The organism is Shewanella sp. Choline-02u-19, from assembly GCF_002836205.1.
GTDB lineage: Bacteria > Pseudomonadota > Gammaproteobacteria > Enterobacterales > Shewanellaceae > Shewanella.
The window spans coordinates 1343734-1366849 of record NZ_PJBE01000013.1; the positions used below are offsets into that span (position 1 = coordinate 1343734).

The 23116-nt window shown below is 41.9% G+C and carries 15 protein-coding genes and 1 tRNA gene; 7 read left to right on the forward strand and 9 right to left on the reverse strand.

What is annotated here, in order from left to right; translation table 11 throughout:
- Window positions 1-5 precede the first annotated feature (5 nt).
- Both punC and CXF83_RS12650 read left to right on the forward strand, forming a co-directional pair.
- Entirely contained in the window at window positions 6-1250 is a 1245-nt protein-coding gene (gene punC / locus CXF83_RS12645) for a purine nucleoside transporter PunC (protein WP_101090192.1), read from the forward strand.
- A gap of 89 nt (window positions 1251-1339) precedes the next feature.
- Window positions 1340-1430 (forward strand) — tRNA-Ser (locus CXF83_RS12650).
- Window positions 1431-1676: 246 nt separating this feature from the next.
- Here the strand turns inward: CXF83_RS12650 and CXF83_RS12655 are convergent.
- The 3 genes from CXF83_RS12655 to CXF83_RS12665 form a co-directional block, all read right to left on the reverse strand.
- A complete protein-coding gene (locus CXF83_RS12655; protein WP_101090191.1) occupies window positions 1677-4859 on the reverse strand; it encodes an efflux RND transporter permease subunit in 3183 nt (1060 codons plus the stop codon).
- A 2-nt stretch (window positions 4860-4861) separates the two neighbouring features.
- The gene (locus CXF83_RS12660; RefSeq protein ID WP_101090263.1) at window positions 4862-6052 is read right to left on the reverse strand and encodes an efflux RND transporter periplasmic adaptor subunit; all 1191 of its coding nucleotides are present in this window, start codon (window positions 6050-6052) and stop codon (window positions 4862-4864) included.
- Between the two features lie 542 nt (window positions 6053-6594).
- Window positions 6595-6930: a PBPRA1643 family SWIM/SEC-C metal-binding motif protein gene (locus tag CXF83_RS12665; protein ID WP_101090190.1), complete on the reverse strand. Its 336-nt coding sequence runs from the start codon at window positions 6928-6930 to the stop codon at window positions 6595-6597.
- Window positions 6931-7257: 327 nt separating this feature from the next.
- Here CXF83_RS12665 and CXF83_RS12670 point away from each other — a divergent pair, with 327 nt between their 5' ends.
- Entirely contained in the window at window positions 7258-8178 is a 921-nt protein-coding gene (locus tag CXF83_RS12670; RefSeq protein WP_101090189.1) for a manganese-dependent inorganic pyrophosphatase, read from the forward strand.
- 64 nt (window positions 8179-8242) lie between these two features.
- Here the strand turns inward: CXF83_RS12670 and CXF83_RS12675 are convergent, their stop codons facing one another.
- Window positions 8243-10624, reverse strand: coding sequence for a Lon protease family protein (locus CXF83_RS12675; protein WP_101090188.1), 2382 nt, complete (start codon window positions 10622-10624; stop codon window positions 8243-8245).
- A gap of 454 nt (window positions 10625-11078) precedes the next feature.
- On the reverse strand, window positions 11079-13391 hold the full coding sequence (locus CXF83_RS12680; protein ID WP_101090187.1) for a peptidase U32 family protein: 2313 nt from the start codon (window positions 13389-13391) through the stop codon (window positions 11079-11081).
- 435 nt (window positions 13392-13826) lie between these two features.
- Here CXF83_RS12680 and CXF83_RS12685 point away from each other — a divergent pair, with 435 nt between their 5' ends.
- Both CXF83_RS12685 and CXF83_RS12690 read left to right on the forward strand, forming a co-directional pair.
- A complete protein-coding gene (locus tag CXF83_RS12685) occupies window positions 13827-14462 on the forward strand; it encodes a protein-disulfide isomerase (protein ID WP_101090186.1) in 636 nt (211 codons plus the stop codon).
- Between the two features lie 198 nt (window positions 14463-14660).
- The gene (locus tag CXF83_RS12690; RefSeq protein ID WP_101090185.1) at window positions 14661-15131 is read left to right on the forward strand and encodes a GNAT family N-acetyltransferase; all 471 of its coding nucleotides are present in this window, start codon (window positions 14661-14663) and stop codon (window positions 15129-15131) included.
- Between the two features lie 109 nt (window positions 15132-15240).
- Here CXF83_RS12690 and CXF83_RS23015 read toward each other — a convergent pair whose 3' ends face one another.
- Together CXF83_RS23015 and CXF83_RS12700 are read right to left on the reverse strand one after the other, a co-directional pair.
- Window positions 15241-15369, reverse strand: a complete 129-nt coding sequence (locus CXF83_RS23015; protein ID WP_332871137.1) for a hypothetical protein — start codon at window positions 15367-15369, stop codon at window positions 15241-15243.
- Between the two features lie 349 nt (window positions 15370-15718).
- Window positions 15719-16831 (reverse strand): NADH:flavin oxidoreductase, encoded by a 1113-nt coding sequence (locus CXF83_RS12700; protein WP_198553543.1) that lies wholly within the window; start codon window positions 16829-16831, stop codon window positions 15719-15721.
- Window positions 16832-17371: 540 nt separating this feature from the next.
- On the opposite strand from CXF83_RS12700, the gene CXF83_RS12705 reads away from it, so the two are divergent.
- Complete coding sequence (locus tag CXF83_RS12705) at window positions 17372-18070, forward strand: aspartate/glutamate racemase family protein (protein ID WP_101090261.1); 699 nt, start codon at window positions 17372-17374, stop codon at window positions 18068-18070.
- 488 nt (window positions 18071-18558) lie between these two features.
- The gene (locus tag CXF83_RS12710) at window positions 18559-20136 is read left to right on the forward strand and encodes a BCCT family transporter (protein ID WP_101090184.1); all 1578 of its coding nucleotides are present in this window, start codon (window positions 18559-18561) and stop codon (window positions 20134-20136) included.
- Window positions 20137-20257: 121 nt separating this feature from the next.
- On the opposite strand, the gene CXF83_RS12715 is transcribed toward CXF83_RS12710, so the two are convergent.
- Window positions 20258-20974 (reverse strand): 3'-5' exonuclease, encoded by a 717-nt coding sequence (locus CXF83_RS12715; protein ID WP_101090183.1) that lies wholly within the window; start codon window positions 20972-20974, stop codon window positions 20258-20260.
- A complete protein-coding gene (locus CXF83_RS12720; protein ID WP_101090182.1) occupies window positions 20974-22860 on the reverse strand; it encodes a DUF294 nucleotidyltransferase-like domain-containing protein in 1887 nt (628 codons plus the stop codon). Before CXF83_RS12720 ends, CXF83_RS12715 begins: the two co-directional genes overlap by 1 nt.
- Window positions 22861-23116 lie beyond the last annotated feature (256 nt).

Here is a 23116-nt window from a genome sequence, read left to right on the forward strand (position 1 = left end):
TACTTATGAAATCTCTAATGAACGCTAAATACTATATATTTCTATCCTACCTAGCGCTGTTAAGCATGCTTGGATTCATCGCCACTGATATGTATTTGCCTGCTTTCAAAGCAATTGAAGACACAATGGCAACATCCCCCTCACAAGTGGCAATGTCATTAACATTTTTCTTGGCTGGGTTAGCATTAGGTCAACTAATCTATGGTCCAATAGTAGAACGTTTTGGTAAACGGAACGCGCTTATTTTTGGCTTATCCTTATTTACATTGGCGAGTCTTTCACTTGCGACAAGCGAATCAATGTTGGTGTTTAACCTTTCCCGATTTGCGCAAGCTATCGGTGCCTGTTCTGCCGGTGTTATTTGGCAAGCCATAGTGATTGAAAAATACGATGCTAGCAAAGCACAAAATGTATTCTCAAACATTATGCCTTTAGTCGCGCTTTCACCCGCATTGGCGCCACTTTTGGGTGCCTTTATACTGCAGTATTTTGGTTGGGAAAGTATCTTCATTACATTGAGCTGTTTAGCTGTAGCCATGATTGCGTTAACATTTTTCTTTGTCCCTAGTGAAACTAAGGTCACTGAAAAACAAACGAGTCAGATTAGTTACCTTTCTATTTTAAAAAATACCAAATATTTAGGTAACGTTATTATCTTTGGTGCATGCTCAGGTGCGTTTTTCTCCTACCTTACGGTATGGCCAATGGTAATGGAACAGCATGGATTCGATGCAACAGCAATCGGCCTTAGCTTCATTCCACAAACACTAATGTTTATTTTAGGCGGTTATGCGAGTAAGACACTTATTCGTAAATCTGGTTCTGAGGCTGCGCTTAAAGTACTTCTGAGTATATTTGGTCTCAGTGTATTTGCCATTGTTATCGTCACGATTCTAGTTAAAGGACTTTCTATATTTCCATTGCTTGCAGCATTTTCTGTTTTAGCAGCGTGTAATGGTGCTATCTATCCGATAGTGGTGAATGGTGCGTTACAGGAATTTTCGAAAAATGCCGCTAAAGCAGCAGGACTTCAAAATTTCATACAAATTAGCTTATCATTCGGTGCTTCAAGCTTAGTGGCTATTTGGGCGAGTAAAGGCGAAACCGCAATAGGTTGGGGTATCATGCTCAGTTCATTTATTGTTTTTGTTGGTTTTAAACTGCGTAACTATAAGTCATGGGAAGAGGCTAATAAAAACTTTGTTTTCCCTGACCCGGCTAGAGTTGGCGTAGATAGAGACGAAAAGTAGTCAATTTGCAGTGTAATTGACCAAGTGCGTCAAAATCTACAATAAAGTCTTTACAAGATTAATCGAGCGCTATATTATTCGCGGCGTTCGGAGAGATGGCAGAGTGGTCGAATGCACCGGTCTTGAAAACCGGCATAGGTTTGTAGCCTATCTAGGGTTCAAATCCCTATCTCTCCGCCACATTAGAAAAGCCCGATATCGAAAGATATCGGGCTTTTTGCTTTGTAAAATAGACCCCGTCGAACCTAGGGTTGCTATTGTTTAAGTTCGCTATCTTGGCACAACATTAAGACGTAGCCTGTTATTTTGTAATGGCCTTTGCTTTGAATAGAGCAACAAAAAAGCCAGTTACATTAGCAACTGGCTTGATTGAGATAGGTGACAACCTAATTGATACGACTAACGTTGATCTTACTGGGTACTATTTTAAAGCACAGGTTCTAAAAACTCCTGATTTTCAATTGGTTCTTCCGCTCTTGATTTACTGCCAATCAATCGCTTTATGTCTTCGATAGTCACGTAAAGACAAGGAATAAGCACCAAAGTAACCACTGTGGCAAACAACACACCAAAAGCGAGTGATACAGCCATTGGAATGACCATCTGCGCCTGCATGCTGGTCTCAGCCATAATAGGTACTAGGCCGATAAATGTTGTTAGTGATGTCAACATAATCGCTCTAAAGCGTCGACAACCCGCCTCTAGTACCGATTTTTTCATCGGGATCCCAGACTCTCTAGACTTGTTGATGTAATCGACCATCACCAAGGAGTCGTTCACCACGACACCTGCGGCGGCGATAATACCAAATACCGAAAGAGCACTCAGATCTAAACCTAACAGCATGTGTCCCAGTACAGAGCCAATTACCCCAAATGGAATAACAGCCATTATCATTATCGGTTGTGCGTATGATTTTAGCGGCACGGCAAGCAAGCTGTAGATCACTAGCATCGAGATGAGGAAATCTCTTAACTGGGTATCGGCACTATCAAGTTGCTCTTGGATATTGCCAGACACTTCACTTTTAACCCTTGGGTACTTAGTCAATAATTCAGGTAAGAAGTTATCTCTAACATCTTTGGCTAACTTAAACGGTTCAGCCTGGTCTGCATCAACAGAACCCCAAACGTTGATGGTACGATTACCATTTTCACGTCGAATGCTGTTAACACCGTCGGTGACAACAATCAAAGCCACTTCAGACAAAGGAATTTCAGCACCCTGTGGTGTTTTGATATTGACATCAGACACCTGAGCAATTGAGTTTCGCTGCTCTTCAGGATAGCGAAGCATCACTTTTATCTCTTCACCATTACGTAAAATCCTTTGGGCTTCTAGACCATAAAAGCTATTACCTACTTGGCCTGCTATATCTGCCAATGTTAAACCTAAGCTATGTGCCAGCGGCTTAAGTTCGAACTGGATCTCTTTCGCACTCGATTGACGGCTATCATTGACATCGCCTACACCTTTTAAGGTGTTAAGCTTTGCTTTTAGCTCTTTAGCCGCAGCAACTAATTGTGCGTCGTCTTTACCCTCGAGCCTGAAGCTAATATCACCATCATCGCGTCCACCACCAAAGAGGTTATCTTGAATGGTGAATGATTTCATACCTGGGATCTTTGGCATGTTTTGACGCCAAAGTTCGGCAACGGCAAAGGTATCCATAGGGCGAAGTTCAGGGTCAACCAACTTAGTCATTACCTGCGCTGAAGTTCGACCTCGCAACTCAACCTGCATGTCGGAGATCATTTTCTGGCCGTATTGTGCTTCAAGATCAACATCAACCTCACGTAGCGCACGTTCAATCTGCAGTGCCGCGGTTAACGTCGATTTTTCTGAAGCATCAATATTCATCTCGAAGGTAATGCGTGGAAAGTCATGAGGGATTTTCGGCTGACCAATAAATCTGACCAAACCGCCTGCATATAACCCAGCACAGATTAAAATCATACTGATAAATATCATAATCACCGTGTAGCGATATTTAACGGCAAGTTCTAGAGAGGGACGGTAATACTGGCTGATCAGTATTTTCAGGCCGGTATCGACCTTTTTCTGCAGGTAATTCACAATATTACGCAGCCAATCTAATGGATTTTTAGAACCAGGTTGCACTACTTTCGGTTGCTTCATGCGTGCCAAATGGGCTGGCAGGATGAGTTTAGATTCAACTAACGAGAATATTAAGCAAAGAATAACCACAAAACCAATCGCCTTACCAAAGGCAGAGGAGGGGCCATCATCCAGTGTTATCGGTAAAAACGCCGCTATCGTAGTCAAGACTCCGAAGGTCGCAGGCATTGCAACCCTCTTGACACCCCGGATGACATTGTCGATATGCTGGCCTTTCTCTTCGCATTCAGCATGGGCACTTTCGCCCATCACAATGGCATCGTCGACCACAATACCGAGCACTAAGATGAAAGCAAACAAGCTAATGACGTTAATGGTGACATCGATCATTGCTGTTGGCATGAAGAGCAACGTGCCGAGGAAGCAAACAGGTAAGCCCATCATCACCCAAAATGCCAGTCTTACCCGTAAGAACAAAGCCAGTAGGATAAAGACTAAAATAGCGCCACTTTTCATGCTGTCTAACATCAAGTTAAGACGGCCTTCTAAGTAGTAGGTCATATCAACCCAAGGTTCTAGCGTAACGCCATTAGGCAGCTCTTTTTGCTTATCCGCTATATAGCCTTTTACCACATCAGCAACGTCGGTTAGGCTTTGGTCATTGGCGGCGCCAATAAAGAAGGTGACCGAGTTTTTACCATTGAACTTTGAATATTGAATGCCTTCTTCAAAGCCATCAATGACAGTAGCGACATCACCAAGCAGCAGGGTAGTTCCATCTTGCAAAGTGAGCAGCGGTAAGCTTTCAAACTCATAGCCGACGTAAGCTTGGTTTTGCACTCGCAGATTGATATAACCGTTTTCAGCGCGTATTTGCCCTGCTGACATGTTGCGCGAGTAACCGCGTACTGCAGCAGCGACATCGTTAAAACTTAAGCCAAACTCCCTTAAGCGATCTTTACTGACCTCAATGGCAATTTCATAGCCTAAGCCACCATAAAAATCGGTGATATTAACTAAAGGCAGTTGCAGTAATTCATCGTGTATTTTCTCACCAAGATCTTTAAGCTGACGTTGGTTTAAATCACCATAGAGGCTCATGTACATCACTTCTTGGCGAAGTTTAATACGCTCTACTTTAGGACGTTCCATATCATCGGGGAAGCTCGAGATAGAATCAATTTCTGATTTAACCTCTTCTAGTACCACTTGAGGATCATAAGAGTCTTCGACTCTAAAATAGCCAGAAGAGACGTTACGGTTTGAATAGGTAATTACGCGTTTAAGACCTTGAACGCTCTCGAGCGCTTCTTCGATCTTAATCGTTATTCCTTCTTCAACTTCTTGTGGGGCTGCGCCTGGATATACAGCGTTGAATTCTAGCCAATTTATTTCAACTGCTGGGAAAAACTGTTTGCGTATCGTGTTTGCAGTTAGCAAGCCGCCGACAATAATGATGATCATTAATAAGTTTGCGGCAACACTGTTACGGGCAAACCAAGCGATTACGCCTTTATGGGTATCTATCATGGTTATTCCTTCTCACCCATCGCTATTTGCGTTGGTTTAGGGGCGAGAACTTCACCATCAAACACTTTATCTTTGGGAAGGGCAAGTTGCATACCTTCGATTGGATAATCAAGCGCGGAAGTAATCACGTTCATCCCCACGTCGAGTCCGTCAGTGATAATCACCTTAGAACCTATTTGACGCACGATAGTCACATCTTTGTACCTAAGTACGCCCTTATCATCTATAACAGCCACTTGATTATTAATAACTAAGTGACGGGCGACTTCAGTGACCTGTCCCGCGTGTAAGCCTTCGATGGTCGCAGTTACATAGGTGCCATAGCGCAGTTCGTTCAGATTACTTTTCAGTCCATAAGGATCTGAAACCTCTGCAACCAGGTAGGTCATGCGGCTGCGACTATCAATAACGCCTTCACTGCGGACGATAGTGGCTTTCCACTCCTGAGGCTTGCCGGCGAAATCACCTTTTAAGATAACTTCTGCGTTCTTACCTTTATTGTTTAAAAATTGAATCTCTTTATCGGCAATTGGCAGACGTATTTCGGCATCCGCAGTGCTTAACACTTTCCCTAGTTGGGTGCCCATACTGACATAAGAGCCTAGTCCAATTTTGCGTGATTCAATTAGAGAGTCATAAGGCGCTTTAATGATGGTGCGTTCAACATTACGTTTTGCCCGTTTAAGGCCTGCTTCAGAAGAGTTTAGTTTGGCTATTTCCTGTGCAAGTTGTGGTTTACGCAAACTCAGCTCAGTAGGAACTCCGTCTTTGATACGTTTCCATTCCGCTTCGGCAACCTTACCAAAAGCTTTCTCTTGCACTAAAGTCGCTCGTGCCGATGCCATGCTAGCTTGTGCATCAATGAGTGCAGCGTCATAATCGCTTGGATCAATCTTAGCTAATACGTCGCCTTTTTTGACGAAACCACCGCGGACAAACTTGTCTGACAAATAAACAATTTCGCCATTTACTTGCGAAACCAATTCAGTTTCATATTTTGCTGCAACAACACCGTAAGAATTGACTGAAAAGTCCATCGGCTTGATTTCAACTGCTTGCACCGACACTAAAGGGGTCGTATCAAGCTCCGGTTTCTCTTCAGGGGGCTTTTTCAATGCCGATATTCCAATAAATCCAGCGACACCTAATGCAATCACTACCACGGGTAGAATTATTTGTTTTTTCGTAGCCACAAACACGTCCTCTTGTTGAAGCAGTTCCAACACACACTGCAATTTAACCTTGATCCTGATGCTTGTACGGCCAAGGTCAGCGCAATCGAATAATTATTTTGAACGTATGTTAATTGATATGAGTAATTGTAACAGTGTGATTGTGTAAACGTGTGTTTCGGAAGGGGACGATATTGTTCTATTTGTGGTGCACTGAGTGGGTTGTCTTTTAAACTTAGATAAGGAGTGTATCAGTAAACTAATCAACAATTACAAGAGTATATTGTGTTTTGAAATGCAGGGGATATGTCTAAACTTAGTTTTTAATGGTCTATTTTTGCTATATTTAGGGATATTCTGAATGGTTAAAAATGTAACAAACTGAACCTCCGTAGAGGCTGGTAATGGTTAACGCGATAGAGATAAGCAAAAGATGTTTCAATTGTACAAACAAAGAATCTGTCGGCGAAGGACATTGCATCCTTCACCAATAACATCTTTTACAAAAATAGGAATAGAGTACAAAATTAAAAATGCTTCACTAAATCGGTGAGTTTATGGGATTAACCACAGCACTTTTTAAACTTGTTGCCACTACCACATGGGCAAGGTTCATTTCGATTAGGTTGTTTTTCAACGCGCGTCGTTTCAGGTCGATTAAGAATACCCATTAAATCGATAACGTTTTCTTCAATAGTCGCGTCAATGGTCACGTTTCCAAGAAGCTGGTTATCAGACAGTAAGAGGTTTACCTCTTTAAGGCGCTCTTCACTTTGAACCGTTAAAACAAGAGGGTTTACGTCGGTACCAAGCTTGGCTACACGTTTAGTATTGAATCCGTAACTTTCATGTTTCGGTTTAGGGTTTTTGCGACCTTTAAAAAAAAATTTGTCTGACATCGTTACCAAGCTCTAGTGTGAAAAGTGTAATAGGACGCATGCTTATACAGGAAAATGGCACATTTTGATATATTTGGAGCCCAACTCTAGCGTAATTGGGTAGATAAACACCCTTTTTGAGTATTACATCGCAATTAGCAAATAAGTTTAGCTCTGTGAGGCGTGATGACGATTAGGCGTTAGACTTCCGATACTCAGCGCTTGGCAAGATAGAGTGGCTTAAAAAGGAGTATATTGGTGTAAGGACAGTGTATTCGACCTTTTTGCTAATTCCGCATTGCCGAAAAGTTTGTTAAAATCGCTGAAAATTAAAGGAGAGCGTTATTTATGCCAGTTTATGTCGTGGGCCACAAAATCCCAGATTCAGATTCAATTTGTGGTGCAATTGCACTTGCACATCTAAGAAACCAAATTGGAGAAGCTTCTATTGCTTCTCGTTTAGGTGAAATATCACCTGAAACTGCGTTTATTTTAGAAAAGTTTGGTTTTGACGCACCAGAACTCAAGATGAGCTACGCTGGCGAGGAAGTATACATTGTTGATCACTCTGAGCTTACTCAAGCGCCGGATGATATCGCTGAAGCGACAATTGTCGGTATTGTTGACCACCATAAATTGGGTGATCTAACAACCTCTACACCGCTCGAATGTTGGATCCGTCCAGTAGGCTGTAGCAACACTATTATTAAAATGATGTATGACTTTTATAATGTCGAGATCCCTAAAGGGATTGCTGGCATTATGATGTGTGCCATCCTAAGTGATACCGTCATCTTTAAATCACCCACCTGTACTACCGCTGATATTAAGTGTGTTGAAGCACTTGCTGAAATCGCCGGTATTGAAGACTTTAAAGAACTTGGCATGGATATGTTTAAAGTGAAATCCGCAGTGCAGGGCACACCAGCACGTGATCTCGTACTACGTGATTTTAAAGACTTCAATATGAACGGGAATTTAGTCGGCATTGGCCAGCTAGAAGTGATTGATTTGTCGGTGTTTGATGATATTAAAGCCGGTTTAGCCGCTGATATCGCATTATTAAAAGCTGAAGGCAAACGTCACAGCGTTTTGTTGCTACTGACTGATATAATGAAAGAAGGTTCAGAAATGCTTATCGTTAGTGACGATTTAAGCATTATCGAATCTGCTTTTGATAAGCACTCAACTGACGCTAAATTTTGGCTTGATGGCGTGCTGAGTCGTAAGAAGCAAGTGGTTCCGCCTTTGCAAGCCGCTTTCGCTTAGACAGAAAATGCATCAAAAAGGCCGAACATATGTTCGGCCTTTTTATTTACTTCCAATATGTCAATTATTGTTTTGTTTTATAAAGAGACTTCAACCGGAGCTGAGCTTTGCCCAATAAGCTTTTAGGGTCGTAGTTTCCTTGCTTATCCGCTTTACCCGCTTTAATTCCAGTGAGTAGTTCTATCGCTTCATCTACGTGGCTGATGGCCCATATATGAAATTTCCCTTTTTTAACGGCATCGACGATATCAGCTCTAAGCATCAAATTATGAATATTTGAAGCTGGAATGATCACGCCTTGACTGCTCTTGCGGCCTTTAATTTTACAGACATCAAAGAAACCTTCAATTTTCTCGTTAACCCCACCAATAGGCTGAGATTCTCCAAACTGGTTCATTGAACCGGTAATTGCAATATCCTGTCTCAGTGGCTGGTCAGCAAAAGAGGACAACATCGCGCATAGCTCAGCCATAGTGGCACTATCACCATCAACACCGCCATAGGATTGCTCAAAAGTCAGGTGCGTCGACAGGGGGATTTTATCTGTTTTACCCAAGATCGAAGCAATATAAGCGGTTAAAATCATCACACCTTTTGAGTGAATACTACCGCTGAGTTCAACCGTGCGTTCAATATCAAATACGCGCCCTTCACCGAAAGAGGTGGTCGCTGTAATCCGACTTGGTGAACCAAACTGGTAGTCAGTCGTCGACATGACTGATAGTGCATTAACTTGACCGGTTTGCTTACCTTCAGTGGCAATTAAGGTAGTGCCGTTAATGAAACTTTGCATGTAATCGTCTTTAGCACGACATATACGCTGCTCTTTGTTGATTAATGCTTGTTCGACATGACTGGTACGGATCATATTTGAACTGACGGCCCGCGCGCAGTAGTTTGCCTCTCTGAGTAAATTAGCAATATCAACCGAGTGCAAAGAGAGCATATTCTGATCGTCGGCTTGCCGAGAGCTAAACTCAATTATCCGTGCTATCGCTTTGCGATCGCAATGCAGCATCTTATTGCTGTGTACAATGCTAGAGATAAACTGCGCGTAATGGCTCTCAGAGTCATCGGTTCTTGGCATTCTATCTTCAAAATCAGCTGTGACTCTGAATAGCTCGGTAAACTCAGCGTCATATTGCTGTAATAGCTTGTAGGTGGCAAAGTCGCCAAACAGAATGATTTTCACATCTAACGGTATTGCTTCCGGCTCAAGAGAGATAGCGCCGGACAACGTCACTTCACGCTCAAGAGAGGTCAAGCTCAATTTACGTGAACGTAATGCGCGTTTAAGACCATCCCAAACGTAGGGATGCTCAAGTACTTTAACCGCATCGATCATCAATACGCCACCATTTGCTTTATGCAAGCTACCTGGACGGATCAAAGAGAAATCGGTAAATACTGTGCCCTTGTAAGTCGCTGTTTCCACGTAACCAAATATAGTGTGGTAGTTAGGGGTCTCTTCAACAATTATTGGCTGATACGGAGAGTCCTGTGCAACCAGTACGTTAATTTGGTAGCGCCTTGGCATCTTCTTGCTCATTGATGCGTAGGCTAGGGCAGCTTGCTCTTCACTTTCTTCAAGAAAGATATCAAGGTTGTCCAAAATATCCTTGTGCATCGCTTTTATAAAAGCTTTAACGTTAGCTTGATCTTTATAGCTTTCTTTTAGCTTGGTAAAGGCAAGCGACAAGACTTCTTCTGCCACTTGTTCATCATGCTTTTGCTGTTTTTCAGAATACTCGTCTTCCCATACCGTTATCTGTCTAACGATACCGCGAAGTTTTGATTCAAGTCCGCTAATTGCCGTTTGCAGTGTGTCTTGCTTTTTTGCCGACAGCATTAGGTAGCTAGCTTCTGTATGTGGCTCTTCACCATCAAGTGCCACTAGCTCGTAGTTTCCTTGCGCAGAAATTGATAAAGAGATGCTCTCTTTTTTGGCTTCCTCAGTGAGTAAAACTAACGCTTCTTCTTGCTTTGCGGCTAATTGATTTTTCAATTTATCAGCACGAGAAAAATACATGTCATTATCAAACGCTAAAGGTAAACCTTTAGCTAATTTGAGCATTAACTTTTCAATCTGCTTTTTAAATTCGAGTCCACTTCCCGCGGGAAGCTTGAGTACTTTAGGGCTGCGCGTATCGTCAAAATTGACGACATAGCACCAATCATAAAGCGTACGCCCGTTAGCGTTTTCTTTTTGTCGACTCAGGTGGCGTAACACCATAGTACGTTTGCCTAGTCCATTACGGCCTAGTGCATAAATGTTGTAACCTTTTTCTTTCATGGACAGTGCGAATTCAACAGCTTGCTGCGCTCTTTCTTGGCCGACAATTTTGTCTAGCGGCTCTAAATGCTTGGTTGATTTACAGGTAGGCGCAAGCTGATTAAGTCCTGAAGTTCGATATAGCTGGTCACTGCTGAGAGGTGTTATTGGCATAGTCGTTCCTCTTATGACGGTTAATAATTCTACTCTATACAGTTAGATAGCATTTATCCGCAAAAAATTGATATGAATGAGTAAAATCACCGCTATATGGGCTCAAGTGCTGTATAAGTAAACAAAGTGACCTTGTTCGCTTTTTATTTACTGAGATGCGGATGTTCAATTCTGGCTGAATTGTTCTAAAGGTGCGTAAAAAATAGACGACTATCGTAAAGTTTGCTCAGCAAGTATTAATCAAATGTTAGGGGCAGCGCTAACAATTCCTTATTACAATGAAAACTGTTTCTCGCCATCAAATGATATTACGACTCTATCATTCAACTTCAAATACGGCGCTTATATCTGGCGCGGATTGTAATAGATTAAGACAATAGCAGTGTCGTTAATGCTGATGCAGTTAACGACATAAACCTCTGTTATTTCGCGCCGATAATTTATGCCCTAGCAATCATAAGCCTTTTAAGTATTGAGCTCGGGTTGAAGCTGAAAGCGCTTGCTTAAGAAAGTTAACCTGCTCAGGATTAGAGTCTGGGGTCAATAACCGCTTAACAGCACTAACAAGATCTGCTTTTGGCCACACAAATTGACTCTGTGTTTCTATCGCTCTTAGATCCAACAATATATGTTCAAATTTATTGGGGATTTCATGAATAATGTCTGGGTTGAAGAAGTGCTCTGCACCGATCAAGTTATTGTGATCCCGCCTTTTTTTATCAATGATAAAACTGACGTCTTTAACATTAGTAATTGTCGTCTGTTTTTTGCAAACCGATAGGCACTCGCTATCCATTACAGACTTATCGCAACCAGAAGATTGTAAGAACAAACACTGTCGACTCGTCATCAGTAATACGGGATGCAATGCGCTGTAATGTAGGCTGAAATTCTGTGGTGGATTAATGGCTTTTATCTGTTTTGCATTAAGTTCATTAGAGATAAATGCGCCAACACAACCGACTTTTTTCAAACTGTGCAAACTAAATGAATTACTGGTATTGAGGTGGGGCCCTGCAATCCAGTTAACACCCAAGGTATGTGCGATATGGCCTACACCGCTATTATTCGTGGCTATCAGTGTTTGCGGAATACTCTTAAGCAGTTGCGCTACGGTAATAAAGTCTGCTTGCAGCACGATGGCGCCAAACCAGGGAGTGAGTTCTGGGTGTGCGTTGAACAGCGCAATGAGTTTTTCCTGTTCAATGGCAATTGAGTCAGGCACCGCGTAGTAAAATCTCACTTGTTCAGTCGAGCTTTGTTGCTTTAATTGTGTGTATAAGGCCAGATCTTTTCGATTACCGATCAAAACAGATAACTCAGTTGGCTGCGCGGTATTTTGGCGTGTGTTCAATACTGCATTAGCGAGGCGTTGTTTACGAATATCACTGAATTCAATCGGCTTATATAGCGCCTTGTTGCCGTTCAAAAACGTTACAATGGCCGTTTTCATCTGTGTCAGTTCTTTAAAAGAGAGGTAAATGGCGCTTGCCAAGCCGGTGCAGTTAACTTTCTTTAGCACATGTTTATAAGAATTGAGGCTAGCGAAGCGGCTGGTTAGTTCCTCAACCGATAAATGATACTTGTCCGCAGCGGTTAAACAGCTTGTTGATATCACGCTAAAACTTGGGGTGTCACTCGCTGCGACAAAAACACTAATGTTAAGTGGAGTGCCAATATCACCGCTGATCTGTAGCTCAATTTCAGGCTTACTAATATCCAACGTTTTGATTTGTTCAGTTACTGAATCAATAATAAGGGTTTTCTTATCATAGAGCCGTTGCTTAACGACCTGAATAACCTCACTTGTCGGTTGGTCACTTTTAGACGCTATCGCGCTAAAGTGTTGTACAGCGTTATCTCGGGGATTGTCGATGTACATCTCTTTGCCCACGTTCCCCGTTAGATAGCCGTTGGTAAAGTCACGGTTAAACACCGTATATAGTGCTGTTTTATCACTTGTTAATGTTTGCTGCTGTTGCAGTTTTGTCAGTTGCTGCCGCCAAGTATCAATAACGCTATAAACGTAATGGGATTTTTTTATTCGGCCTTCAACTTTTAATGAATCAACACCCGCGTTAATGAGACTTTCAAGATCATCAAAGGCGGAATTGTCTTTCATATTTAAAGGGTAATCAGATCCTACATCCGTACGTTGATATTGATCTCTACAGGGTTGACTACAGCGGCCGCGATTACCCGAATTACCGCCGTGCGCGGAGCTGAAATAACAAAGGCCAGAAAAGCCGATGCAGTTGGAGCCATGTACAAATACTTCCGTTAGCATGTCGAGCCTATGCGCCATCGTCGATAACTCGGTGATCTCACCAAGATCCAACTCTCTAGACAGGTTTGCTCGCGTAGCTCCCATCTCCTTTAAAAACGCCAGTTGACCGCTATTGTGAGTGGTTAATTGAGTTGAGGCATGCACCGCTAAACTGGGGTAATAACGGGAAATAATGTCAAACACACCGAGATCTTGCACGATGACACCGTCAATATCGGTATTCACAAGTTGGTTGAGTAGTTTGAAAAGAGCGGGTAACTCATGCTCTAGCACAATAATATTCAAGGTTAAAAATAACTCACAGTGGTGCTTATGAGCGACTCTTAATAATCCGCATAGCTGTTCAAAATTGAGATTTTCAGCGCGTTTTCGAGCATTGAAATTATCAAGGCCGCAATAAACGGCATCAGCCCCTGCAACGATAGCCGCTTTGATTGACTCTATATCACCACCCGGTGCCAACAACTCGATTTTTCTCACGATATATATCAACCTACAACATGTATGACTAAGATCTTCAAATAGGCAAACGATGTGCTGTATTAGAAGCTGTTAAAAATGGATTTTAGTGATTCAATAATCCCGTGGCTACGGAACATGATTAACTTATGACTAAACTATGAAGTTGATCGCCTTTGACTCGCATTTTCGACCTATCCATTATTGAATGATGCTCTGACATACAACACCTGAGCAATTGAAGCGGCAATTCGCTAGACAAAATAGGCTTCAACAGAGCTACAAATGTTAGTTTTATCGCTATGCAATGGTCCAGGATTGTTTGCTGAGGCGTTAATGGATCAAAATCTGGCAAAAGATTGCTCAATATTGCCTTTTATTGCACAAGGTCAATTGATATAAAGTGAAAAAGCTCATAGGATCAGCATTCACTTATCAATATCAAGATTGAAGTAAATGAACAACGATACCAAACTTAATGATGCCCAGCTTGAGCTGTATTTTATTTATGACAGTCATTGTCCATGGAGCTATGCAACAACGCCCTTAGTTAATGCTCTATGTGAAGCTTTTCCAACCATACAACTTCACTTACTGCACTGCTGCCACTTTGACGGCACAGATTCTGCGGGTCTTGACCAAGTTGACGCGATTAAAAAGCTATCTAAGGTTAAGTTTGGTAGAGAGCATATTCGTTATGCAAACAGCCCAAAAGATGCCACTAAGGTCGCCAATCTAATGGCTTGGCTGGAAACCAAACAACCAGATAAAATGCTAACCGTGCTTACTGCATTACAGCATGCTCATTTTGTCGAAGGCAATCCACTGACCAACAAACATGATTTTAGCACCATCATTGATACTCATAAGCTATCGCCATCGAATAAGGTGTTTAGAGAGGGGTTAATCAATGATGCTGAGCAGACGCTGGCGGGGATTGCTGAGATCTATGAAGTTATTGGTACAACATCATTTCCAGTGCTAATGTTAACCGTTGATGACCAAGGTATTTTCATTGATCATTCAAAGTATTTAGCGGCCCCTGAAACCGTTGTTGAAGCAGTGCGACAAGAGGCTGAACACTTAGACTAATACTGAGTGCTGAGGCTTGTGACTTATTGCTTCCGATTGTGATTGAGTTACAGGCCTTTCTATTCAGAACAACGCTAAGGTAATAAACTCAGTTTAACGCCAGCAACACCGTATAATTGAACAAAACGATGCCCGTTTACGGTTAAGCAGTTAAGTCATTTTCAGCAGTGTATTTTCTTATTTGCGAGGCCACTTACAATGCTTGTAATCAAAGCCCAGCTAGTAAGCCCCGAGCCAGAGCATTTAGAACAGATGCTGACTTGGTTCACCGATACACAAGCGGTATTTGATTGGGCTGGCCCAAATTTTAGATATCCCTACAATCTAAGCTCTTTTACAGCAGATCTTACGCTTGATAAACTAGCTTCTTTTGTATTAGTGTCTGACAAAAAACAGCTTTTAGGCTTTGGCCAATACTACCGGCGAATCGATAGGTGTCACTTAGGTAGAATCGTCATCAGTCCACAATGGCGTGGTAACGGTTTAGCCAAAATGCTTATAGAACAACTGACAGCCAAAGGGCTTAAGGCGTTCAATGTTGAGCAAAGTTCATTGTTTGTGTTATCTCACAACCACCAAGCATTATACACCTACCTGAAATTGGGTTTTGTGCAAAGCGAATACCCCGCAGCAATACCGCTACAACACTGTTTGTACATGATTAAATAAACCCATTCGAGCGGTAACCCAGTCTCATCTACTCGCTAGAGTTAACCCCGCCATAGATGTCGATAGTTAAGCCTCTTTCTTCAATGTAATTTTTCGGCGTTAAGCCAATTTATTTTTTAAGTTGCCGAATGAGATGAGGTTGCTCACTAAAGTCGAATGTTAACGCCACATCAACCCAATCAATGTCCGTTGCATTGCGCTGATACAAATATTCTAACATCGTTTCTAATTTGTTCATCGACTGGCATTGTTTCATCGTGAGCCCGGTGACTCGATTAAAACTGCGCTCTAACGTTCTCTGCGAGCAAGACAGCTGCGGAAATAGGTGTTGAATCTAATAGTGGCAGCACCTTACGGGTTATTTCACTATGTTGATCTTCGATAGCATTGTTTAACAATGGAAAAATAGCTCATCTAGCTTTGCACAACACACTAGAGGATCTGTACGCCCTAGTTGTAAAAGTGATCCCACCGAAAAATCAGTGACAGAAAGCCATTGCGCTATATCAATGCTCGCCGCAGAGTTTAGGCTTGGGTGATTGTAGTTGGGTAGAACAACCGACTGCATCGATGTTTTAACTGTGCTTTTACATTGGCTTTAGATTAGTTTTTCTCTTTCTGTGCACGACACAAAAATTACCACGCTTAGTGCGGCATTTTGAGCATCTTTCACAATCAACTGCAGCTTTTTCGCCTTGTTTCCAGCGCTTAATTAAATGAGGTTCTGCCAGCAAAGGTCTTGATATTGCGAAGTATTGGATATTGGTTTTGTAGGCAATCTCTTCAATCGCAGTAATGTCACTCAATCCGCCAACGGTAATAATGGGGACATTGACGTCTTGGCTAATAACATGGCCATATTCATGGAAGTAGCCTTCTTGTTGAATAGTATAGCCATCAAAACATTGACCAATCATGGTGCTGGCCTTGCCGTGGATATTCCCTGAGATGATAATAGCATCCACGCCAATCGCTTCTAATTTTTTACAAATTATGCGGGTTTCAGCAAAGGTTAACCCCCCCTCAAAAAACTCAGATGCGGTCAATTTAACTAATATTGGATAGTCTTCACCTACAAGCTTTCTTATCTCTGCATAGATCTCTACTAATAGTCTCATTCGATTGTCTAAGCTGCCACCATATTCATCTTCTCTTCGATTGTAATATGGGCTTAAAAACTGATTGATCAAGTAGCTATGTGCCGCGTGTATTTCGACTCCATCAAACCCCGATGATTGAGCTCTTCGACTTGCTTGAGCAAATCCTTCAACGATGTAATCTATTTCATCCTTGGTCATGGCTTTGCCTAAAGTTAGTGTACCTCTTTCGCACACTTCACTCGGCGCATAGATCACTCTTTCGCCCACATTATGCGTGGTTTTTGTGCCACCGTAGGCAAGTTGCATCACTATTTTGGCATCATTGCTGTGTACCAACTCGGTGAGTTTTTTGTATTCAGTGATAAAGGAATCATTGTACATTCCCATCATGCCGGCATTAGGCTGCTCTTCTTCTACAATATTGGCGTAACCCGTGACAATGAGACCGACTTCTCCTTTAGCGAGTTCTGCGTAGATAGCGTACAACTTATCTGTCATATGGCCATCTTCAGTCGCCATATTTTCCCAGGTAGCGCTTCGAATGAAGCGATTTTTCAATGTCATCTTGCCAATACAGGTTTCTGCAAACAAAGTACTCAAGTCTAATCCTCTTAAAAATCGATTTTTGTAATATAGCGTGATCATGAGATAAAAAAGAACAGCCATGCATTAAGCATGGCTGTTCTTTTTTGCTATGTACGAATCAGCAATAACTAATATTACCTATAATATAGAAGACAATCCTTAATCTGGATTAAGATAGTGTCATATAAATCATCTGAAAACCGGTTTAAAACGAGTGATGAACATCACTCAATAGGGGCGTCGAACACGCATACCGCCTGAGCATAGCAGGCTCAGAGTTGAGCGTAGATTACCTACTCAAAATTACTGGCGTTTGCACTACAGAGGTCTGTTAGTACTGCGATCCTCAAGCCGTTTTTCAATCTTTAATGGCTATTGTTCTTGAATCTGATTTCTATATATAGTTAAAGCGCTATTTGTGCTTTGCAATGCTGTAACGAGAATAATATTAAAGGAGAGGGCACTTAAAAGATTGAAGTAATACCACTGATTTTAATAAGGATTAATGTTTAAATGGGATTTGTGCATTCATTAACGACGTATTATCAGGATATTATGAAAACCATTGGACTGTTAGGCGGGATGAGTTGGGAATCAACGAGTAACTATTACAAGGCACTCAATGAAGGCGTTAAATCTAAGCTTGGTGGATTACATTCAGCCAAAATATGCCTTTATAGCGTCGATTTCGCTGAAATTGAGTTACTGCAACATCAAGGAAAATGGACTGAGACTGCAGATATTCTTGTTCACGCCGCTAAAGCCGTAGAACTTGCGGGTGCTGATTTTATAATGATTTGTACCAATACTATGCACAAAGTTGTCCCTGAAATAGAAGCTAAAATTACCATTCCTATCCTACATATTGCCGACGCGACCGCAGAGCAACTGGTTAAAGATGGCATAACAACGGTCGGGCTTTTAGGAACACGCTTTACCATGGAACAAGACTTCTATAAGGCTCGGTTAACTGAAAAGTACGGTATCAATGTCAACGTCCCCAATTCAGCAGAGCAAACGGTAATACACAACATAATCTACGATGAGCTATGTCTAGGCGAGATAAAGCAGGGATCTAAAGAAAAATACTTAGAGGTTATTAACACGCTATTTCAGCAAGGCTCTGAGGCTATCATATTAGGCTGCACGGAGATTGCGTTACTTGTTCACCAAGCAGACACAGAAATTCCATTGTACGATACGACTGAAATTCACGCGAGAAGGGGTGTTGAGCAGGCATTAGCGTCTGTTTAGTCGTACTCATCCTTTAAGGTTAACGGCTTACAAATAGATAATTTCAGCTTTAAAACGTTATGTGGAGTTCTCTGTTTGCCGCTAATATCGACTAAATTCGCAGTTCATAAACTTGAATTTTATTTAACGACGGTTCAAATGCCACTTTTATGGCAATCGACCGAGTACTAAAGACCATACAATAAAGATGTAATCTTTATCTTAAATAGTTGAATTTCAAATTAATCAAAAAAACTAGGGCCATTTGTTGTCCGATAGGATAGGAGCAGCTTAATACCGTATTAACAGCTCAAGTTTAGGTCGATTTGAAATTCAATTGCCATTCAGCCCCAGACAAACTGACGAAGTGCTATCAGCAAAAATTTACAATCTATTACCGGGAAAGTAACATCAGAGATGATTGATTTCAGCAATAAGCTGCAAGTTGCCGTCTAATAACGTAAAATAAAGCCACATTTTCGAATGAAAGTTGTTCTAAACGAGGATCAATGAATACTAAAAAAGATAAATACAGTATTGATAATACCGATTACACAGTCGGTCAAGATAACATTCAAAAATGGGGTTTTGATGTTCATAACCCTGTTTTTGGGATCAGCGCTTCCTTAATTGGACTCTTCTTAATCGCCATTTTAGTGGTCGATCCTGAAACATCAAAATCCGTATTAGATGGCATAAAATGGAAAATCATTGGTACTTTTGATGGTTTGTTTATGTGGTCTGCCAATATTTTTGTCATATTTTGTTTGGCAATGATTGTCTCGCCATATGGCAAAATTCGCCTCGGCGGTGATGAAGCAAAAACTGACTATTCGATGATGTCATGGATAGCAATGTTGTTTGCAGCAGGCATGGGTATCGGTCTAATGTTTTGGGGCGTAGCAGAACCTGTTGCTTACTTTACCGGATGGTTTGAAACCCCCCTTAATGTGACTCCAAATACCCCCGAAGCGGCTAAGCTAGCGCTAGGTGCAACAATGTTCCATTGGGGACTTCACCCATGGGCGATTTACGGTGTTGTGTCACTGTCGTTAGCATTTTTCGCCTACAATAAAGGCCTACCGCTTTCCATGCGCTCAGTCTTTTACCCAATCCTAGGTGATCGCACTTGGGGCTGGCCAGGACATATTGTAGACATTCTAGCGGTGCTTGCCACTCTGTTTGGTCTAGCGACTTCTCTTGGACTTGGTGCTCAACAAGCCGCAAGTGGTTTTCACCATGTGTTCGGCATTGAAAACGGCTTAATGCTTCAAGTAGGCATTATATTTGTAGTGACTCTGTTGGCCGTTGGGTCGGTAGTCCGTGGTATTGATGGTGGCGTTAAAGTCATCAGTAATGTCAATATGCTGTTGGCACTTGCTTTAGTCCTGTTTGTCACTCTGGTTACTTTTGCTGTTTCGATGGGTACCATTCCGACAACAGTCATGGGATACATTGAAAACATCATTCCATTAAGTAACCCTATTGGCCGTGAAGACGAAGCTTGGATGCATGGCTGGACAGTTTTCTATTGGGCATGGTGGATTTCATGGTCTCCTTTTGTGGGCATGTTCATTGCGCGTATTTCACGTGGACGTACTATTCGTGAGTTCATGACGGCTGTGTTACTTGTCCCTACGTTAGTTACAACGCTTTGGATGTCAGTATTCGGCGGTGTTGCGATTGATCAAGTCATTAATAAAGTCGGTACGTTAGGCGAAAAAGGCTTAACAGAAGTGCCACTAGCAATGTTCCAAATGTTTGACGCATTGCCAATGGGTAACATTTTGTCTCTACTTGCTGTTGTGTTGGTGCTGGTTTTCTTTGTGACCTCATCAGACTCTGGTTCACTGGTAATTGATAGCATTACATCAGGTGGTAAAGTCGACGCACCCATCCCACAGCGCGTATTTTGGGCATTTATCGAAGGCGCGATTGCTGCAGCTCTAGTTTGGGTGGGTGGCACAGAAGCCATTGAAGCCTTGCAAGCGGGTGCAATTTCAACGGCCTTGCCGTTCACCATTATTCTATTGGTGATGTGTGTCAGTTTGATAATGGGACTACGAACAGAGAAACGTATTAGTTAATCTGTTGCAATGTTCGATAAAAATAGAAACCGAGTGATGCACTTATTTTAAAATAAAGCATTACTCGGTTTTTTTATGGGTTTAACTATTTAGCCATAGCCATAGCTTTATAGTTAAAACTTCATAACCATAGCTTCTTAATCGGTGTGTCTGGGCTAAAATGGTGGTGGATTTGCGCTTGTAGTAGCTCTGCGGTAGCAATGGCATCGGTCAAGGCATCGTGTGGCGGATAAGTGGGCAGATTATAACGGGTACGACTATTGGCAAGCCGAATCGATTCTGGGCGAGTATTTTTAAACCAGTCAATAAACTTTTTCGGACGAGCCTGTTGGATATCAGCTTCAATCTGCATGGTATCAACGACAGGGAAAACAATACCTTCATTGATCAAGCTTCTAAGTGCAGCATCAAAAAAGTCACGTTCAATTCTGCGGTAATGCACCACCACAATTTTCCCTTCTAGCTCGTCCAATAACTGCTCTAAAATCCGCAACAGATCGGGCGCACCCTTGAGATCAGAATGGGTAATCCCATGGATGATAATTGAATCTTCCTTGAGTTTATCTTCCGGTGTTATAAACCAGTGTTTAGCCCGTCTACAAGCAATTCGTTGCAGAGTAAAAGGAACCAAACCAATGCTTATAATGCTATTTTGATCAGCATCCAGACCGGTTGTTTCAAAATCTAAGGCAACAAAGTCTATATCCTTGAGTTCGGTTTCACCATGGTAAGTACTGGCATTATAAAAGTTAGTCAGGCGGCTATCTTTACTCTCAAGCGCTTTAATGTGCAAAAACGCTTCCCAGTTTAATACTTCTTGATTGGTAAAATTACGCATTATTTACCCTGCATACTGTTAGCGGTATAGCGGAACTTTAAAAAGTTTTGTGCACTGCTTAACACCAAAAAGGCATCTTTTAGATTACGCCTTTCAAAATCGGACATGTTTTCAGGCTCGATATTGTTATCCGGCTCTTGATCTGACTCAATGTCTAATGCTTGATGACGAATACGAACCAAAGAGATGAACTCCATCGCATGTTGCAGATCTTTGCCCTTTGATGGCGGTAAAATTCCTGCCTCAATGATGTCTTCTAATCGATCAAATGAATTTTGCGATTGAGAACCAATAGCAAGGGCGTGCACACGGATCAAGTCGGCTAAGGGTGCTGTACCGCGTCGCTTCAAATTAATAGTGTTGTTATGACGACCATCTTTTTCCATCACAAAATCTTTAAAAAAGCCAAGTGGAGGTGTACGGTTTAATGCGTTTCTAGCAAGGCAGGCTAAGAATCGGTTGTTTTTCTTCGCTTTTCTAAGGATAAAGGCATTCAACTGTTCAGCCCATTTTTGTCTGCCATAGACGCCGTAAAGATCGAAAAATATGGAGCTATTAAGCAGCGCTTGCGGGTTTGGATTCTCTATCCAATCAGCAAAACACTCTTCCCATTGAGACTGGGTTTTTCGATACTCAGGATTAGTCGCCATGATGTCACCAGTGCAATAGGTGTAACCGCATGCGGCCAAACCATCACAAACATAAGTGGCAAGCGCCTTAAAGTAGTCCCCATGTAGCGACTCTTGATACTCGTTATCAAGAATAATTGCATTGTCTTGGTCGGTCACGATAAGTTGTTCATCGCGCGCCATAGAGCCTAATGCTAGGAAGCAGTAAGGCACAGGTGGTGCCCCCAACTTCTCTTCCGCTAATTCAAGAAAACGCTGTTTAAAACTTCTGCCAATTTCCGACATGGCTCGACCCACCATGTGTGAGTTTGCATCTTCGTTAATCATGCGCACAAAACAATCTTTGAGTTGACTAGACAGAATAATAAGGTCTTCAATACTGTTCTGTTGAAATATGCTGCTAACAATTAACAAGCTATTTTGAGACTCATAACGAATAATGTCAGTAACTTCTATTAAGCCAATCGGTTGTTTGTTTTTTAAAATTGGGAGGTGATGAACGTTATAACGAAGCATTAATAGCATCGCTTCAAAAATATAGGCGTTGTGGTCCAAAGAGATGAGTTCTGTAGACATCACCTCGACCACTTGGGTATCAACATTTAGCCCTTGCGCGATCACTTTAGCGCACAGATCGCGCTCGGTAATAATGCCAACAAAGCTATTACCGCCTTCATCCGCAAGGTTAGGATCATTGATGATTGCCGCAGAGACATTCTCAGCAGCCATAATTTTAGCCACATTTTGAATCGTGGTCGTGGTCGGCAGCATCACTGGCTCGCCACTGAGTAGGGTTTTTACCTTTGAGGTCGTCAGTGAATTAGCATCATCACTATTATCTTCAACGGCTTGCTGTAATCGAATACTGCCTTCAACTTCAACAAAGTCGGCAAAGGTGTCGAAGCGTTCACAAAAATCAGCAAAGATGTCATCTGGAATACAGTACAAAAGGGTGTCTTTAAGCGATTTGGCTGGGAAACGCACCTTATTATTGGTCAACAGCCCCATTTGGCCGAATAAACCACCTTGATCAAGACGGTTATAAAGCTCACCGGTACGGCGATATATCTCTACTACACCGCTGCGGATCATATAGAGGTCGTGGATCTTGTTACCAAACTCAATGATCATACTGTCAGCTCGGTAGTATGAGATCTCGACACTTCTTGAAACTTCGATTAATGCTTTTTCTGGCAGTTGATCAAAAGGTGGGTATTGGCGGATGAAATTTCGAATTTCAAGTAGCTCGACTTCCATTGTTCGCTCGATATTGATAATTTGAATATATATTAACAGTATATGGTATCTACGGCATATATGCAGCTAGCCGGTTTATCAGACTGTTATTATTAATGTTCATCTGTTTTTTTATCGGTACTTAACGGTAAAACTCGTTATCATTCCGTTGGTTCTGCTCTGATATAACGAGCCACCGAACCAAGCTGTATAAAGAAAAAAATGTAAATAATGGCAATGATTAGACGTTGGCTAAGCAAAAGTCATTGACCAATCA

What these genes read in the sequence shown, in the direction of transcription:
- punC (WP_101090192.1), top strand. Translation starts at nt 6, where the DNA reads ATGAAATCTCTAATGAACGCTAAATACTATATATTTCTATCCTACCTA.
- CXF83_RS12655 (WP_101090191.1), bottom strand. Translation starts at nt 4,859, where the DNA reads ATGATAGATACCCATAAAGGCGTAATCGCTTGGTTTGCCCGTAACAGT.
- CXF83_RS12665 (WP_101090190.1), bottom strand. Translation starts at nt 6,930, where the DNA reads ATGTCAGACAAATTTTTTTTTAAAGGTCGCAAAAACCCTAAACCGAAA.
- CXF83_RS12670 (WP_101090189.1), top strand. Translation starts at nt 7,258, where the DNA reads ATGCCAGTTTATGTCGTGGGCCACAAAATCCCAGATTCAGATTCAATT.
- CXF83_RS12675 (WP_101090188.1), bottom strand. Translation starts at nt 10,624, where the DNA reads ATGCCAATAACACCTCTCAGCAGTGACCAGCTATATCGAACTTCAGGA.
- CXF83_RS12685 (WP_101090186.1), top strand. Translation starts at nt 13,827, where the DNA reads ATGAACAACGATACCAAACTTAATGATGCCCAGCTTGAGCTGTATTTT.
- CXF83_RS12690 (WP_101090185.1), top strand. Translation starts at nt 14,661, where the DNA reads ATGCTTGTAATCAAAGCCCAGCTAGTAAGCCCCGAGCCAGAGCATTTA.
- CXF83_RS23015 (WP_332871137.1), bottom strand. Translation starts at nt 15,369, where the DNA reads ATGAACAAATTAGAAACGATGTTAGAATATTTGTATCAGCGCAATGCA.
- CXF83_RS12705 (WP_101090261.1), top strand. Translation starts at nt 17,372, where the DNA reads ATGAAAACCATTGGACTGTTAGGCGGGATGAGTTGGGAATCAACGAGT.
- CXF83_RS12710 (WP_101090184.1), top strand. Translation starts at nt 18,559, where the DNA reads ATGAATACTAAAAAAGATAAATACAGTATTGATAATACCGATTACACA.
- CXF83_RS12715 (WP_101090183.1), bottom strand. Translation starts at nt 20,974, where the DNA reads ATGCGTAATTTTACCAATCAAGAAGTATTAAACTGGGAAGCGTTTTTG.
- CXF83_RS12720 (WP_101090182.1), bottom strand. Translation starts at nt 22,860, where the DNA reads ATGGAAGTCGAGCTACTTGAAATTCGAAATTTCATCCGCCAATACCCA.